Origin of the sequence: Pseudomonas umsongensis, from assembly GCF_012647205.1 — a bacterium.
GTDB classification, from domain to species: Bacteria; Pseudomonadota; Gammaproteobacteria; order Pseudomonadales; family Pseudomonadaceae; genus Aquipseudomonas; species Aquipseudomonas umsongensis.
Genome location: NZ_CP051487.1, coordinates 2,180,357 through 2,194,999 on the forward strand (window position 1 = coordinate 2,180,357; position 14,643 = coordinate 2,194,999).

At 58.7% G+C, this 14,643-nt stretch carries 13 protein-coding genes; 8 read left to right on the plus strand and 5 right to left on the minus strand.

Annotated features, from left to right (window positions below; translation table 11 throughout):
* Positions 1-183 precede the first annotated feature (183 nt).
* The 3 genes from HGP31_RS09815 (at position 184) to HGP31_RS09825 (ending at position 2,711) form a co-directional block, all read left to right on the plus strand.
* Entirely contained in the window at positions 184-393 is a 210-nt protein-coding gene (locus HGP31_RS09815) for a hypothetical protein (protein WP_083348578.1), read from the plus strand.
* Between the two features lie 51 nt (positions 394-444).
* Complete coding sequence (locus tag HGP31_RS09820) at positions 445-1,683, plus strand: MgtC/SapB family protein (protein WP_168757572.1); 1,239 nt, start codon at positions 445-447, stop codon at positions 1,681-1,683.
* Positions 1,684-1,787: 104 nt separating this feature from the next.
* Positions 1,788-2,711 (plus strand): universal stress protein, encoded by a 924-nt coding sequence (locus HGP31_RS09825; RefSeq protein WP_083348580.1) that lies wholly within the window; start codon positions 1,788-1,790, stop codon positions 2,709-2,711.
* 54 nt (positions 2,712-2,765) lie between these two features.
* Here HGP31_RS09825 and HGP31_RS09830 read toward each other — a convergent pair whose 3' ends face one another.
* Positions 2,766-3,329 (minus strand): GNAT family N-acetyltransferase, encoded by a 564-nt coding sequence (locus tag HGP31_RS09830; RefSeq protein WP_151141291.1) that lies wholly within the window; start codon positions 3,327-3,329, stop codon positions 2,766-2,768.
* 223 nt (positions 3,330-3,552) lie between these two features.
* Here HGP31_RS09830 and HGP31_RS09835 point away from each other — a divergent pair, with 223 nt between their 5' ends.
* Complete coding sequence (locus HGP31_RS09835) at positions 3,553-4,464, plus strand: universal stress protein (RefSeq protein ID WP_020800315.1); 912 nt, start codon at positions 3,553-3,555, stop codon at positions 4,462-4,464.
* Here the strand turns inward: HGP31_RS09835 and HGP31_RS09840 are convergent.
* A complete protein-coding gene (locus tag HGP31_RS09840) occupies positions 4,454-5,437 on the minus strand; it encodes a zinc-dependent alcohol dehydrogenase family protein (RefSeq protein ID WP_033044944.1) in 984 nt (327 codons plus the stop codon). The two genes, HGP31_RS09835 and HGP31_RS09840, sit on opposite strands and share 11 nt — an antisense overlap.
* 23 nt (positions 5,438-5,460) lie before the next feature.
* A complete protein-coding gene (gene fnr, locus HGP31_RS09845) occupies positions 5,461-6,204 on the minus strand; it encodes a fumarate/nitrate reduction transcriptional regulator Fnr (RefSeq protein ID WP_168757573.1) in 744 nt (247 codons plus the stop codon).
* Between the two features lie 224 nt (positions 6,205-6,428).
* Between fnr and HGP31_RS09850 the strand changes: the two genes are divergently transcribed.
* Positions 6,429-8,804, plus strand: a complete 2,376-nt coding sequence (locus tag HGP31_RS09850; protein ID WP_168757574.1) for a phosphoketolase family protein — start codon at positions 6,429-6,431, stop codon at positions 8,802-8,804.
* A 22-nt stretch (positions 8,805-8,826) separates the two neighbouring features.
* Here the strand turns inward: HGP31_RS09850 and HGP31_RS09855 are convergent, their stop codons facing one another.
* Together HGP31_RS09855 and ftsH are read right to left on the minus strand one after the other, a co-directional pair.
* Positions 8,827-9,252 (minus strand): potassium channel family protein, encoded by a 426-nt coding sequence (locus tag HGP31_RS09855; RefSeq protein ID WP_020800311.1) that lies wholly within the window; start codon positions 9,250-9,252, stop codon positions 8,827-8,829.
* Between the two features lie 26 nt (positions 9,253-9,278).
* Positions 9,279-11,099, minus strand: coding sequence for an ATP-dependent zinc metalloprotease FtsH (ftsH, locus tag HGP31_RS09860; RefSeq protein WP_168757575.1), 1,821 nt, complete (start codon positions 11,097-11,099; stop codon positions 9,279-9,281).
* A gap of 230 nt (positions 11,100-11,329) precedes the next feature.
* Between ftsH and HGP31_RS09865 the strand changes: the two genes are divergently transcribed.
* From HGP31_RS09865 to HGP31_RS09875, 3 genes are all read left to right on the plus strand, one after another.
* The gene (locus tag HGP31_RS09865) at positions 11,330-12,250 is read left to right on the plus strand and encodes a universal stress protein (RefSeq protein WP_168757576.1); all 921 of its coding nucleotides are present in this window, start codon (positions 11,330-11,332) and stop codon (positions 12,248-12,250) included.
* A 95-nt stretch (positions 12,251-12,345) separates the two neighbouring features.
* The gene (locus tag HGP31_RS09870) at positions 12,346-13,719 is read left to right on the plus strand and encodes an MBL fold metallo-hydrolase RNA specificity domain-containing protein (protein ID WP_168757577.1); all 1,374 of its coding nucleotides are present in this window, start codon (positions 12,346-12,348) and stop codon (positions 13,717-13,719) included.
* Entirely contained in the window at positions 13,716-14,603 is an 888-nt protein-coding gene (locus tag HGP31_RS09875) for a universal stress protein (protein ID WP_168757578.1), read from the plus strand. The genes HGP31_RS09870 and HGP31_RS09875 overlap by 4 nt, the downstream gene beginning before the upstream one ends.
* Positions 14,604-14,643: the final 40 nt, after the last annotated feature.

Below are 14,643 nucleotides of genomic sequence, written 5' to 3' on the forward strand. Positions count from 1 at the left end.
CGGACGCTATCGCTCGACGTGCGGTTGCCCAAAGCCGCGTCCAGTGAAGAATTAGTTGACCATTATCAATCCTTCTCCTGTCACGGCGGTGCAGTCTTTGGATTGCGTGCTGGTGCCGGACGCCATTGCCAATTTGTGCCCGATTGCGCACGGGGTGATTCTCGTTGTCGGATGGAGGTATTTATGTTCATTGATATCACGGAGAAACCCGCCAGCCATTGTTGGGGCGTGTGCATTGATGCCCTGGAAGTGAATTTCAATAGCCTGGCGCAAGCGCAGGCATTCGTTGATCAGCTCAAGGCACGTATCGAAGCCCCCCATGTCTGGCCGAATGCTCGAGACTCGGCAGCCCGTGCCAGCCGAATACCGCAGGCTCGCACCGATCTCGTGTAGTCAGCAGGACGTGGGCCAGCACGGGGCCGGGCTTGTGCAGGTGACAACCTAATGAATGAAACCTTCGGGATGGCGGGTGCCGCTGCTGCGCTGGGAATTGGCATGCTCATCGGCCTTGAGCGCGAACGGCACAAAGGGCAGGAGGAGAACCGTGCGTGTGCCGGTTTGCGCACCTATGCGATCACTGCATTGCTGGGTTATGTGGCGATGCAGCTCGGTGGCAACCTGCTGATAAGCATCGTCGCGATCATCCTCGGCGTGCTCTTCACCGTAGCGTACTGGCGCAGCGTTGGCGACGATCCCGGTGTGACCAGTGAAGTGGCCCTGCTCAGTGTCCTGATACTGGGTGGGCTGTGTGGTGCCTGGCCGACGCTGGCGATTGCCATTGGCGTGGCCATTGCGGGATTATTGGCCTATCGACAGAAATTGCACTACTTCGCCCGCAGTCAATTGACCGATGCCGAGCTGGGTGACGGCCTGATCCTGCTGACCGCTGCGCTGGTCGTGCTGCCCTTGGCGCCGGATCGTTTTATCGGGCCCTACGCTGCGATCAATTTGCGCACCATTTGCACACTGACCGTGTTGCTGATGGCAGTGGGGGCGATTGGGCATATTGCAGTGCGTACCCTGGGTATCCGCTACGGTTACCCCATCAGCGCCATTGCCTCCGGGTTTGCCTCCAGCGCAGTGACGATCGCCGCCATGGGCCATCTCGTCGCCCGGCAGCCCGACGACATAAAGCTCCTGAGCGCGGCCGCGATCCTGTCCAACATGGCCAGCGTTACCCAGGTCGGCCTGATCCTGGGGGCGGTCGACACCGGTCTGCTGCGCCACATGTGGGGGCCCCTGATCGGCGGCGCTGTCGCGGCAGCGTTATATGGCTTATGCCTGATGCTCCCCAAGCCGACGGCCGGCGCCAACCAGCCGATCAAGGTCGGAGGTGCGTTCAACCTCAAGCTGGCCCTGATCGTCACGTTGGCCATGACCGGTATCACCTTTGTTTCATCCATGATGCTTAGCCATTTTGGCCAGCTGGGGGTCATGCTCACCGCCACGATCTCGGGTTTTGCCGATGCACATTCCTCGACGGCGTCGATTGCCACGTTGGCCAAGTCCGGCCGTTTACCGTTCGACGCTATCGTCGGGCCCCTGTTGATAGCGATCAGCAGCAACTCAGTCAGCAAATGCGTGGTGGCGTGGGTCAGCGGCGGACGTCGTTTCGCCGCCTACGTGATTCCGGGCCAGGTGTTGCTGACACTGGCAATGTGGGCGGGGATGAGCCTGAACTGACGGACATCGTGCGTATCACTGACAAATATCAAGGGGGCGCAACAACAATCGATCAATCTGAGCATCTACTACCGGATTGAAATGGCCGCGCGCCGAGGTGCCCCATGTCGCAGACTCAACGTTTACTCCTGATCGCCCCTTCAACCATGAAGCATACCCCGGCGTTCGACCGGGCCGCGGCGTTGGCGCAGGCGATGCATTTGCCGTTGCACATCGTGGCGTTCGACTACTCACAGGCGTTGGCGGTAGCCGGGTTGTTTGCCCCGGAGCAATTCAGCCTGGCCCGGGATGGCTATCTGCAAACTCATCGGCAATGGCTCGCGGATCAGGCCGGATTGATGAGCAAGCATGGCGTCGAGGTCACCAGCGAGGTGGTGTGGGTACAGGATCCTTATGCAGAGATCCTCAACTTTATCAACGAGATGCCACTGACGCTGATCATCAAGGACGCCCATGAAGAATCGGCGCTCAAGCGCGTGTTTTTCACGCCGCTGGATTGGCAACTGCTGCGTGATTGCCCGGTGCCGGTGCATCTGGTGACCACGCCGCTGAATCCGCGGCCGCGTCATGTGCTGGCCATCATCGATGTAATGCGCGATGAGGATCAGGACCGGGTGTTCAACGACCACATTATCGACGCAGCGGCGAAACTGGCCGCGATCTGCGATGCCGATCTTGACCTGCTGCATGTGTATGACTGGACGGTTGTATATGCCCAGGACATGGGCTTTGGCGCATTGCAACTGGCTAACGGGGTGTATGAAATGTTGGGAACGGCTCAGCAGGAGGCGTTTGCGGCCATCGCTGAACGCCACGGCGTGCCTGTGCAGCATCGTTTCTTCAGGGAAGGCGCGCCCGTGCCCAGTATCTGTGAGTTTGCCGCCGAACACCGCACCGATGTCATTGTCATGGGCACGGTGCAGCACAAGGGTTTGAGCAAGTTGCTGGGCACCACGGCCGAGCACCTGCTGCATCAGGCACCGTGCAGTGTATTGGCGATCAAGCCGCGACAAATGCTGCAATCCTGATGTGGGGAACGCCCCGCGGTGAGCCGTTGGCCGAGACATCGCGGGGCGACTTTTCTACAGGTGAAGACGATGGATGACCTGGCGGCAGTCGTCGGGATCACACTGCGTCTCGAAGCCAAGTGCCTTGGCCAGGTCGCGCATGGGCGCATTACTGGCGGCGTCCACGGAATACATCTGGCGAAAGCCGTTGCGGCGGGCGGCCTCGATCAAATGCGTCATCAGCAATGTGCCCAGGCCCAGGTGCGTCCACAGATCGGCGACCGTGACGGCGCATTCACATTCATGTTCCCCGGTGGCCGCATAACGACTGACGCCAACCTCGATCAGTTGCCCGTTATCGTGGACCAGGGCGATATAGGCCACGCGCTGTTTGTTGTCGGTGTCCATCAATTGGTTGAGCATCGTCGTGCCGGGCTCGTTGATCTGTGCGAGAAAACGCATGTGCCTGGATTCGGGAGACAGCCGCTTGATGAAGTCATATTCACGGTCGCGGTCCTGTTCCGTCAGTGGCCGGATCAACACGTGGCGGCCGTCCCTGAGTGCTTCAATCCAGTATTGGCCATCGACGGCGGCATAGGCGGCTGCAGCCCGATCATTGTGGTCTTTGACAGTGAGCATGGGGTATTCCTCCAGTGCAGTTTCAAGGACGTGCGGGCGGCAAAAAATCCGCGCTCGAGTTCTTTTTACCCTGCTGTCCAGGTTGGAATTTGATCTGGATCAGAGACAGGCGTCAGGCGCGTCAGTGCGTGCGGGTTGATTTACATCAAGCACGCGAGAGGGATCAGGGCGCAGTGTTGAAGCATGCCGGCGAGTGATGACCGGGATCGAATGGAGGTGTGTGATGAGTCAATATCAACGGTTGCTGCTGATCGTCGATCAAAACCTGCAACGCTCTCCCGCCGAACAGCGTGCCGTCGCGCTGGCCAAGGCCGCCGGCGCAGTCCTGGATGTACGGGTGTTTGCCGAACCGGTGCCAGTGGTTCATTTGTGGGCCGAGAAAGTCGACGACACAGAGCATCAACGCTATATGCGTCGCTACCGCCGCTGGGAGGCCGAAGAGCTCGATCGGCTCAACGATATGGGGCTGGATGTGACAGTCAAAGCCGTCTTCACCACCCATCCGTTGCTGGACATACTGAAAACGGTCGAGGATCTGAAGCCCGACCTGCTGATCAAGGATGTCAGCCTTGAACCGGTGCTCAAGCGAGTATTCATCACGCCACTCGATTGCCACCTGTTGCGTGAGTGCCCGGTCCCCGTGCACTTGGTCAACCATGTCCGCTACAGCTTGCCGCATCGAATCGTGGCAGCCGTGGACCCCTTCGATCCAGCGACTCAAATCAGCGGCTTGAATGACACCATCATCCAGACCGCCAATGCCCTGGCCTTGCAATGCGACGCGCCGTTACACCTGCTGTACGCCTATGACCTGTCACCCCTCTTCAACAGCGATGCGCCACTGGCCGGGGGAGGGTGGGGCGTGGACGTTATCGAGGAGCTGCGTCAGTCCTTGCACCAGGCGTTCGTGACATTGGCGGAGCGCTACGGCGTGCCGCCGGAACGACGCCATTTCGTCATGGGGTTGCCTGTGCCGGTGATCAGTGAGTTCGTCGAGGAGTATTTGGCTGACGTGGTGGTGATGGGCACTGTGCATCGGGTTGGGATCGACCGGCTGATCGGCAGCAATACCGAGCGGGCGCTGTACTCGGTGCCAGGGAGCATCCTGGCGGTCAGGCAGCGCGTCAGGGTATGAGTACGATTGCGCCGTTGAACTGCCCGCTCCGCAACCGTTCCAGCGCTTGATTGGCATCGTCCAGGGCAAAACAGGTGACGTCAGAGTGAACGGGCGTGTGCTGCAGTGCCTCGAAAAACGCTGTGCCATCTTCACGGGTCAGGTTGGCGACCGATCGAACGCTGCGCTCGCCCCACAACAGCCGATAGGGAAAGGCGGGAATGTCACTCATATGGATGCCGGCGCAAATCACGCAGCCTCCCTTGACGGTGACCGCCAGTGCCAGTGGCACCAAGGCACCAACCGGGGCGAAAATCAGGCTGGCATCGAGCAGATGCGGCGGAGGCTGATCCGAGGGCCCGGCCCATTCGGCACCCAGCGACCGGGCATAAGCCTGGCCTTCGCTGTCGTCTGGACGGGTGAAGGCGTACACCTTCTGTTTACGTCCACGGGCGATCTGAATGGCCAGGTGTGCCGCCGCGCCAAAACCATAGAGGCCCAGATGGTGGGCGCCTCGGGCCATTTGCAGGGCCCGAAAGCCAATCAGCCCGGCGCACAGCAGCGGTGCGGCCTGGGTGTCGGAAAGTGCCTCAGGGATCGGGAAGCAAAAGCGTGCGTCGGCTACGGTGTACTCGGCATACCCTCCGTCCAGATGGCAGCCGGTGAACCGGGCCTTATCGCAGAGGTTTTCTCGTCCCGAACGGCAGAATACGCAGTGCCCGCAGGTCCAGCCCAGCCAGGGCACGCCTACCCGCCGGCCAATCCACTCGGCAGCGACGTCGGCACCGACGGCCGTGACTTCGCCGACAATTTCATGCCCCGGCACGCGTGGCAGCCGCGCTTGGGGCAATTCGCCATCCACCAGGTGCAGATCGGTGCGGCACACGCCGCACGCCAGGACCTTGATCAGCAGCTGCTGTGAGTCGGGCGTGGGAATGGGGCGCTCTTGCAATTGCAGTGACTGGCCGGGGCGATGCAGGACCATGGCACGCATGAACACACTCCAGGCGGCAGGTTTCAACTCAGGTGACGATGACAGCCCACTATCAGTTGCTTGAGTCCATCCATGTTCTGAATGTTGACGTCGCGGCCGGTTATTTCCACCAAACCTTGGTCACGCAGGTGAGCGATGCCCCGACAAACGGTTTCAAGGCGCAGGCCCAGATAAGAACCGATTTCCTCCCGGCGCATTTTCAGCACGAAATTGCGCGACGAATAACCACGGGAATTCAAGCGTTGCGACATATTCAGCAAAAAAGCGGCCAACCGTTCGTCCGAGTTCATGTTGCCCAGCATCATCATCATGTCGTGATCACGCACGATTTCCCGGCTGAGGATTTTGTTCAGGTTGTGCTGCAATGAAGGCAACTCTCGGGCAAGTTTTTCCAGGTGGGCAAAATGGATGGGGCAGACCTCGCTGTCCTCCAGGGCAACCGCATCGCAGGTATGCTGATCTGTGCTGATGGCGTCCAGGCCGAGCATTTCACCTGGAATCTGAAACCCGGTGACCTGCTCGCGACCGTCGATGGAAAGCACGCTGGTCTTGAATGAACCCAGTCGTACGGCATACAGCGAACGCAATGGATCGCCTGCGCGGTAGAGTGCCGAGCCTTTCTTGACCTTGAGCCGTTGAATGATCAGCGTGTCCAGGCGCTCGATTTCCACACCGGTCAAGCCTAACGGCAGACACAGTTCCAACACGCTGCAACTGGAGCACGCCGTTTTGAGATGTTGATCGCGATACGATCGAGTTTCAGTCACGTGGAAGCCCTCCATATCAGCTTATTGAGCATAGTGTTTATTGCTGTTTGACGTTTAAAAAAGACGCCTGAAACTGAGTGATCAGACGAATGGATCCTGATCCGGCTTTGTTACAGATAAGTATTAGAGCTTCGTTGAAACTTGAGGTAAATCAAGTTTCAACGCTTGCAGACCCACAGAATCAACCTATTGATCGGTGTACGGGATACGGCTGGAGAATTGCGATGAGCGACTTTCTGAGTACCGAGCAACTGGAAGGGCTGGATGCCTATTGGCGAGCGTCCAATTACCTGGCGGTCGGGCAGATTTATCTCAAGGACAACCCGTTGCTGAAGGAGCCGCTGGCCCTGGCGCACATCAAGCCACGGTTATTGGGCCATTGGGGCACGACGCCGGGCTTGAACCTGATCTACACGCACCTCAACCGGTTGATCAAGCAGCACGACCTGAACATCTTATTCATCGCCGGTCCCGGCCATGGCGGGCCGGCGGTGGTGGCGCAGACTTATCTGGAAGGCACTTTTACCGAGTGCTATCCCTCGGTAGAGCGCAACAGTAATGGCCTGGTCCGTCTGTTTCGGCAGTTTTCCTGGCCGTACGGCATTTCCAGCCATGTATCGGCGCAAATACCAGGGTCGATTCATGAGGGCGGCGAACTGGGATATAGCCTGGCCCATGCCTACGGTGCGGCGTTCGATAACCCCGACTTGATCGTCGCTTGCGTGATCGGTGATGGCGAGGCCGAAACGGGGACGCTGGCGGCCAGTTGGCACTCCAACAAGTTCCTCAACCCCGCGCGTGACGGCGCGGTGCTGCCAATCCTGCATCTGAACGGCTACAAAATCGCCAACCCCACGGTGCTCTCCAGAATCAGCGAGGACGAGCTGTCGGCGCTGATGTATGGCTATGGCTACGATCCCTATTTTGTCGAAGGCGATGACCCCATGGCGGTGCATCAGGCGCTGGCCAGGACACTGGACACGATTACGCTCAAGATTGCCGAGATTCAGCGCGTTGCGCGCCAGCATCCGCAGGATGAGCCATCGGAGCGCCAACTCTGGCCGATGCTGGTACTGCGCACGCCCAAGGGCTGGACCGGGCCGAAGTTTGTCGACGCTCACCGGGTCGAGGGGACTTGGCGGGCACATCAGGTCCCGCTGGCCGATTTCCGCCAGGCGCTGCACCTGCGCCAGCTGGAGGAATGGCTCAACAGTTACCGGCCTGATGAATTGTTCGATGTCAACGGCACCTTGCTCCCCGAACTGGCCGCCCTGGCGCCCACCGGACAGCAGCGCATGAGCGCCAATCCCCATGCCAATGGCGGCCTGTTGTTGCGACCCTTGAACCTGCCGCGTTTTACCGACTATGCGGTGAAGTTTGACGCCCCCGGCACCCTGCGGGCCGAAGCGACACGGGTCATGGGCACCTACCTGCGCGACGTCATGAAAAACAACCTGGGCGCCAGCAACTTTCGGTTGTTTGGCCCGGATGAAACCGCCTCGAACCGACTCGATGCGGTCTATGACGTCAGCGCCAAGGCGTGGATGGACCCGCTGGAGCTTGAGGACCTCAATCTGGCGGCCGATGGTCGTGTGATGGAAATTCTCAGTGAACAAGTGTGCGAGGGTTGGCTTGAAGGGTATCTGCTGACGGGACGCCATGGATTGCTGTCCTGTTACGAGGCCTTTATCCACATCGTCGATTCGATGGTCAACCAGCATGCCAAATGGTTGAAAACCGCCGCCGAGGTGCCATGGCGTAAACCGATCGCCTCGCTGAATTTTCTGCTGACCTCCCATGTCTGGCGCCAGGACCATAATGGGTTCTCCCACCAGGACCCGGGCTTCATCGATCTGGTGGCGAACAAAAAATCGGACGTGGTGCGCATCTACCTGCCGCCCGACGCCAATTGCCTGCTCTCGGTGGCTGACCACTGTCTCAGAAGCCGCGACTACATCAACGTCATCGTCGCCGGTAAACAACCGGAATGGCAGTGGCTGGAAATCGACGCTGCCCTGCGCCATTGCCAGGCGGGTATCGGCCGATGGGACTGGGCCTGCCACGAGGACGACGACCCGGACGTCGTGATGGCCTGCGCCGGCGACGTGCCAACCCTGGAAACCCTGGCCGCAGTGACTTTGTTGCGCGAGTACGTACCGGATTTGCGGGTGAGGGTGATCAATGTCGTCGACTTGATGGTGCTTCAGCCTTCCTTCCAGCATCCCCATGGTTTACCGGACACGGCATTCAACGAACTGTTTACCGTCGACAAACCGGTCATCTTCGCCTTCCATGGCTATCCCGCGCTGATTCACCGGTTGATTTACAAGCGCACCAATCATGAGAATTTTCATGTGCGGGGCTTCATTGAGGAGGGCGCGACCACGACGCCGTTCGACATGGCAGTGCTCAACAACCTGGATCGTTTTCGGCTGGCGCTGGACGTCATCGAGCGGGTGCCCCGGTTGCACGATCAGTTGCAAGACGCGCGCTCACGCTATTGGTCGATCCTGGAAAAACACAAGCTCTACCTCATTGAGCATGGACAGGACATGCCCGAAATCCTCAACTGGCAATGGACACCGAGAGTAACCAACTGACTGGAGGTCGGCGACAAAACCATTACTTGCGCTTCCAATACTTCTGCATTTCAAGAAACAGAAAGGATGCGGTCCACGTGATCAGCACCAACCCGGTCAGGGCCTGCAAGCCGGTCAAATACTTGAGGTTGCCCACCGGTGAAATATCGCCGAAGCCGATCGTCGTGTAGGTCGTGAAGGAAAAGTAAACGCAGTCCATCAGCGTACCGTCGAAGTTGCCCGTCAGGCCGCCCCATTGGCCGGAGTGCACCATCAGGTAATAAACCAGCGCGAAGCACCAGACCTCTACCGCATGGGCCAGCAGGGCACCAAATACCCCGACGACAATTCTGAAGCGGCTCCACAGCTTGAGCCGAGGCAGCCAATCGTTCAAGCGCAACAGACATTCGTAATGGATCACTACAACGATGATGACCACCAGCGTATTGATCAGCGTGACTGCCAGCATGGCAAGACTCCATTTTTACGGGGTATTTAAGATGAATCGGGAGGACGCTGTACAGGTATGAGCGCTGGAAAGTCTTCAGGCGACAAGGTTTCCTTTTCAAGCAACAGATGGGCACCGGCGTCCAGATCGGCTCGACGACTTTCGAGCAACGCCTTGGCTCGTCCATAGGCTTCATCGAGCAGGGCGCGAATACCCAGGTCGACTTCCCTGGCTGTCTGTTCCGAATAGTCTTTATCACCCTGCGCCGGCATGCGTTCACCCAGGTACGTGGTGTTTTGTCGCTCCAGCACGGACTGTCCGAGCTCGGCGCTCATGCCAAACCGGGTGATCAATTGCCGGGCGATATCTGTTGCGTGGGCCAGGTCATCGGCAGCTCCAGTGGAAATCTGGCCATAAGCGAGGTATTCGGCAGCGCGCCCGGCCATCAGGACAACGATCCGGTCCTTGAGCATCTGGCAACTGATCAGGAAGTGATCTTCGGTTGGACGCTGTAGGGTATAACCCAGCGAGCCAATCGCGCGAGGCACGATAGACACTTTGTGCACCGGATCCATGGCCGGAAGACTGCTGGCAGCCAGGGCATGCCCCATCTCATGATACGCCACCACCTGGCGTTCCTCGGGGCGCAGCACACTGCTCTTGCGTTCAATCCCGGCAACGATGCGTTCCACGGCGGCCGTAAAGTCGTCGAGACCGACCGCTTGCGCTCCACGACGGGTGGCGACGATGGCGGCCTCGTTGACCAGATTGGCCAGGTCGGCACCGGTAAAGCCGGTGGTGAGGTCGGCAATCTGTTCGGCATTGATCGCGGGTTCCACAGTGATTTTTTGCAGATGGACCTTGAGGATTGCCTGGCGGCCTTTTCGATCGGGGCGATCGATCAGCACCTGCCGATCGATCCGTCCGGCCCGCAGCAGCGCCGGGTCGAGAATCTCTGGCCGGTTAGTCGCGGCCAGCAGCACGACGCCCTCACGGGGGTCGAACCCGTCCAGTTCTGACAGTAATTGATTAAGGGTCTGCTCTTTTTCGTCATTGCCACCAAACGCACCGACGCCGCGCATTTTGCCCAGTGCATCCAGTTCGTCGATGAAGATGATGCAAGGTGCCGCCTGGCGCGCCTGTTCGAACAGGTCATGCACTCGGGCGGCGCCTACGCCCACGAACATTTCGACAAACTCGGACCCCGATATCGAGAAAAAAGGCACGCCGGCTTCACCGGCGATGGCTTTGGCCACCAGGGTCTTGCCGGTTCCCGGAGGGCCGACCAACAAAGTGCCTTTGGGGATATGCGCCCCCAGGCGTGAGTATTTGGCTTTGTCCTTGAGGAAAGAGACGATTTCCACCAGTTCGGCCTTGGCCTCATCGATACCGGCCACATCGGCAAAGGTCACGCCGGTCTCGCGCTGCACAAATACCTTGGCCCGGGACTTGCCGATGCTCATCAATCCTCCGACACCTTGCTTTTCCGCCAGCCCGCGAAACAGGAAATGCCAGATCACCATGATCAGGACAAAAGGCAGCAGCAAGCCCAGCAGGCCATTGAGCAACGTGTTTTCGTTGACCCCGGTGAATCCGACGCCCGAACGACCCAGTTCCGCCGCTAACGCCGGATCCACCCGCACCGTGGAAAACTGGTTATGCCCGTTGATAGGCTCTTGCAGTTTGCCGCTGATCTGATCTTTCTCGACCCGTAGATCGCTGACCTTCTGCTCGCTGAGCAATTGCACAAACTGACTGTACGGAATGCTTTGCACGACATTGCGTTCGAAAAACACAATTTGAACCAGGGTCAGCACGACAAACGCTATCGCGAAGTAAGACAGGTTCCATTGGTGATTCTTTTTCATGGACGTGGCTCTGCGTCGTGGCATCGACCAGGGACGAACGATGATGGCCGGTCAGTCTTTTTCTACGCCTGGGCGCAGGAAAATCGTTGAGGTAAATCAACAATCTCTCCATGAGCACGGGAAGGGCGTACGGCCAGCGATTTGTTTGACAAAAATCAGTGCTCCCAATGTGTACCGCCCGATACTTGGGTCACTGCATTTGCAGTAAACGTTTCAGGGAGAGGCACGTGATGCTCAAACTCAAACGCATTCTGTTGATAGCCCCCGGCGAAATGACCCTTACCCCGGCGTTTGAGCGTGCGTATGCACTGGCCTGTGCGACCGGTGCCTTTTTGCATATTGTCGCGTTCGATTATGTCCCGGCACTGGCGGTGGCGGGTCTGCTCGACCATGATGCGATGGCCCAAGCGCGGGAAGGGTATCTGCAAGTGCATCGGCAGTGGCTGGAGCAGCAAGCCCGCTTCAAACGATGCATCGGCATGCAGGTGACCACCGAAGTAGTCTGGGCCAGATCGAGCCTGACGCACGTGCTTGAGTACGTGAATGACTTTCATCCGGATCTGGTGATCAAGGATACTCATTACGTGCCGGCACTCGACCGGGCCTTTCATCGACCTTTGGACTGGCACTTGCTGCGCGCATGTCCTGCGCACTTGCACCTGGTGACCAGTGCCGCGCACCCCAAGCCGTTGAAAATCCTCGCAGCGATCGATCTGTCCCATCTGGAAGAGCTGACGCAGGGCCTCAATGACCGAATACTCGATGTGGCGTCTACCTTAGCGGCAAGCTGTGGTGCCGCGCTGCACGTACTCAACGTCAGCCATTGGTCTGTAATAAGCGATGCACCATTGAGTGTGCCGATAGACAGTCTTGATGACAGTTTGAGGGACGCGATCGAAGATGCGCAGCAAGAAGCCTTCGAAGCGCTTGCTGAGCGCTATTGCATAAAAGAAACGTGCCGACACTCGCTGACCGGTATCCCCCACAAGGTCATCGTGCTTTTCGCGCAACAGAATGCATTCGACGTGGTGGTGTTGGGCACCGTTTATCACTACGGCAAAGACCCGTTCATTGGCAGTACTGCTGAGCGTGTATTGAACAGGGCCCCGTGCAGTTTGATGATCGTCAAGCCATCACCCCCACCGGACTGAAAGGGGCACTGTCGCTCACAGTTGATAAAAATCAACTTGCCTGGGTGCAAAAGGCGCGATCAATAGCGCTCCCCTGCAAGCGCAAGGAAACGGCCATGCGAATCACATTTCTGGGTGCCGCGGGCACGGTCACGGGCAGCAAGTACTTGCTGGAACATCGTAACCAACATGTGTTGATCGATTGCGGTCTGTTCCAGGGCTACAAGCAACTGCGATTACACAACCGCGACCCGTTCCAGCTTCCGGTCAACGACCTCGACGCCATTGTGTTGACCCATGCCCATCTTGACCACAGCGGCTATCTGCCCGTACTGGTGCGCAATGGTTATCGCGGCCCGGTCTATGCCACGCCAGCGACCTGTGAGCTGGTGAAAATCCTGCTGCTGGACAGTGGTCGGTTGCAGGAAGAAGAGGCTGAGTTCGCCAACCGGCATGGCTTTTCAAAGCACAGCCCGGCATTGGCGCTTTACACCGAGCAAGATGCTGAGCATGCACTGAAGTTGTTACGGCCGGTGGAGCTGAACCACAGTGTCCAGATTGTCCCTGACATGACCATTGAGCTGCGGGGCGCCGGGCACATTCTGGGGGCCGCGACGGTGGAAGTGATTGCCGATGGCCAGACCTTGGTGTTTTCAGGGGATTTGGGCAGACCTGACGATCCTTTGATGTTCGCTGCGCAAACCGTCGAACGGGCGGATTACCTGCTGGTGGAGTCGACTTACGGCGACCGTAGACATCCAGACGAATCGCCGCAACAGCAATTGGCTGAGGTCATCAACCGTACCGCGTTGCGCCGGGGTATTACGCTGGTGCCATCCTTCGCGGTGGGACGCGCCCAATTGCTGATGTACCACCTTTATCAATTGAAACGCCAACGTGCGATTCCTGATATTCCCATCTACCTGAACAGCCCGATGGCCACCGACGTCACGGGCCTGTATCAGCGGTTTCGCAGCGAGCACAGATTATCCCTGGAGGACTGCGAGGGTATGTGCCATGTGGCGCAATTCGTCCGCACGGTCGAGGATTCGAGAGCGCTTGATCAGCAACGCACCCCGGCGGTCATTATCGCCGCCAGCGGCATGGCGACCGGCGGGCGCGTTGTCCACCACCTCAAGGCGCTGGCTCCCAATCCGCTTAACACGCTGTTGATGCCGGGCTTTCAGGCCGGTGGCACTCGGGGGGCACAAATTGTAGCGGGCTCTCGAACGGTGCGTATCCATGGCAAGGAGGTGCCGATAAACGCTGAGGTGGTGCCGATGCAAACGCTGTCGGCGCATGCTGACGCCGATGAAATCATGCAGTGGTTGCGTGGCTTCAAGCGCCCGCCCAAGCACACATTTGTGGTGCATGGCGAGCCAAACGCATCGGATGCGCTGCGCCGCCGTATCAGCCTGGAACTTGGGTGGTCGGTGTCGGTGCCGGAGTATCGCGATAGCGTCGACCTCACACCCGGAGTCGAATCATGAGCCAGTATCGACGGTTGTTACTCATCATCCACCTTGCCTTGGGTCATTCTCCGGCCATCACCCATGCTGCGGCATTGGCCCGGGCCAGTGGCGCAAGGTTGCATATCGCGGCCCTGGTTCCATCGTTGAAATTGTTGTCGCTGCTCGAAGATAGCGACCGGGAAAAGGCCCGGGAACGTTACCTGCAGGACCATCGCGATTGGCTGAAGGATCAGGAAAAAATACTGCGCGGCAAAGGAATCGACGTGACCTGCGAGGTGGCCTGGGCTGATGAAATGAAGCAAGGCATTCTGGATTACGTCGCAGAATTACAGCCCGACCTGTTGATCAAGGAAATCCAACATGAATCCGTGCTCAAACGCGCGCTCTTCAACTCGCTGGACTGGCGCCTGCTGCACCAGTGTCCAGTACCGGTTTATCTGGTAGGCGGGGCCGGTCACGCCTTGCCCCGCAAGGTGGTGGCGGCAGTGGACGTGTCGGCTGGCGAATCCGGGCACAGCGAACTCAATGGCCGCATCATTCAACAGGCCTCCAGCCTGGCCATCCAGTGTGATGCCGAATTGCACCTGCTCTATGCCCATGAAATGTCAGAAGACTACCTGGAAGAGTTGAGCGACAGCTTGAAGTTGTCAGCGTTGAGTAAAGGGGTGCGCAAAGCGTTGGAAAAGTCGTTTCTTGCATTCGCCAGGCAATACGGTGTGCCCGCCGACCGCCGGCATTTCGTCTTGGGTCACCCCGTCACGGCACTCAGTGAATTCGCCAGCCAGAATCATGTGGATGTGATTGTGATGGGCAGAGCCCAGTACCAAGGCCTGGAGCACCCTCTGGGCAGTACGACCGAACATATCCTGTATCAAGTGCCCTGCAGCGTACTGGCGGTTTGAAGTCGTCTCGGGGTTCCGCTCGCCTGGTGGGGCGGGCAAA

Coding starts and splice junctions, on each gene's coding strand:
- HGP31_RS09815 (WP_083348578.1), top strand. CDS start 184: ATGTTCATTGATATCACGGAGAAACCCGCCAGCCATTGTTGGGGCGTG.
- HGP31_RS09820 (WP_168757572.1), top strand. CDS start 445: ATGAATGAAACCTTCGGGATGGCGGGTGCCGCTGCTGCGCTGGGAATT.
- HGP31_RS09825 (WP_083348580.1), top strand. CDS start 1,788: ATGTCGCAGACTCAACGTTTACTCCTGATCGCCCCTTCAACCATGAAG.
- HGP31_RS09830 (WP_151141291.1), bottom strand. CDS start 3,329: ATGCTCACTGTCAAAGACCACAATGATCGGGCTGCAGCCGCCTATGCC.
- HGP31_RS09835 (WP_020800315.1), top strand. CDS start 3,553: ATGAGTCAATATCAACGGTTGCTGCTGATCGTCGATCAAAACCTGCAA.
- HGP31_RS09840 (WP_033044944.1), bottom strand. CDS start 5,437: ATGCGTGCCATGGTCCTGCATCGCCCCGGCCAGTCACTGCAATTGCAA.
- HGP31_RS09850 (WP_168757574.1), top strand. CDS start 6,429: ATGAGCGACTTTCTGAGTACCGAGCAACTGGAAGGGCTGGATGCCTAT.
- HGP31_RS09855 (WP_020800311.1), bottom strand. CDS start 9,252: ATGCTGGCAGTCACGCTGATCAATACGCTGGTGGTCATCATCGTTGTA.
- ftsH (WP_168757575.1), bottom strand. CDS start 11,099: ATGAAAAAGAATCACCAATGGAACCTGTCTTACTTCGCGATAGCGTTT.
- HGP31_RS09865 (WP_168757576.1), top strand. CDS start 11,330: ATGCTCAAACTCAAACGCATTCTGTTGATAGCCCCCGGCGAAATGACC.
- HGP31_RS09870 (WP_168757577.1), top strand. CDS start 12,346: ATGCGAATCACATTTCTGGGTGCCGCGGGCACGGTCACGGGCAGCAAG.
- HGP31_RS09875 (WP_168757578.1), top strand. CDS start 13,716: ATGAGCCAGTATCGACGGTTGTTACTCATCATCCACCTTGCCTTGGGT.